1 protein-coding gene is annotated in these 1,010 nt (G+C 79.6%); it reads left to right on the top strand.

Annotated features, from left to right (window positions below; translation table 11 throughout):
• Window positions 1–1,010, top strand: a 1,010-nt coding sequence (locus D7231_RS36000) for a condensation domain-containing protein (RefSeq protein ID WP_147449940.1), incomplete at both ends; no start/stop codon positions are given.

Genomic DNA, 1,010 nt, shown 5'->3' with positions numbered 1-1,010 from the left:
CAGCATCGGCGCCGTCCGGCTGCTGATCGCCGCCCGCGAGCGGGGCCTGGACCTCACCACCCGCGACGTCTTCCGCCACCGCACGGTGGCCGAACTGGCGCGCGTGGCACGGGAGTCGGCGCCGGAGGACGAGGCCGCCGCGCCCTGGGAGCTGCCCGCCCCCGCCGCCCTGGGCGCGGCCACGGAGGGCGTTCCCGGCGGCGTGGAGGAGGTGCTGCCGCTCAGCCCGCTCCAGGCCGGGTTCCACGCCCGCTCCCTGCTGGACGGGCCTGGCCGGGATGCCTACGTCGTCCAGCAGGTGATCGATCTGGCCGGGGAGCTGGACTCCGCCCGGCTGCGCGAGGCCGCCCGCACCCTGCTGCGGCGCCACGCCCCGCTGCGCGCCTGCTTCCGCACCGACCCCGCCACCGGCACCGCGCTCCAGCTCGTGGCCCGCGACCCCGCCCTGCCCTGGCAGGAGGCCGACCTCGGCAACCGGCCCGAGGGTGAACGCGAGGCGCCGGCCGCCGCGCTGGCCGAGGAGGAGCGGCAGCGGCCGTTCGACCCGGCCGAGCCCCCGCTGCTGCGCTGCGCCCTGATACGCCTGGGGCCCGGCCGCGCCCAGCTGGTGCTGACGTTCCATCACATCGTGGCGGACGGCTGGTCGCTGCCCGTGCTGCACCGCGAGCTGCTGGCCGCCTACGGCGGGGGCGAGCTGCCGCCCGTCGCCCCCTACCGCGCCCATCTCGCGCACCTGGCGCGGCAGGACGCGGCGGCGGCCCGCGACGCCTGGCGGGCCGCGCTCGCCGGGGTGGAGGAGCCGACCCGCGTGGTGCCGGGCGAGGCGGGCGCCGAACGCCCCCGGCCGGCGCACGTGCGCGTCGAGCTGCCCGGGGACGCCACCGCCCGCCTCGCGGCCCGCGCCCGCGAACTCGGCGTCACCCCGGGCACGTTGGTGCAGACGGCCTGGGGCCTGCTGGCCGGGCGCCTGACGGGGCGGCAGGACGTGCTGTTCGGCACGACCGTCTCCG

Origin of the sequence: Streptomyces klenkii (genome assembly GCF_003626645.1) — a bacterium.
GTDB classification, from domain to species: domain Bacteria; phylum Actinomycetota; class Actinomycetes; order Streptomycetales; family Streptomycetaceae; genus Streptomyces; species Streptomyces klenkii.
Note: the sequence above shows the minus strand (reverse complement) of the source record. Positions and strands in the feature narration are given on the sequence as shown.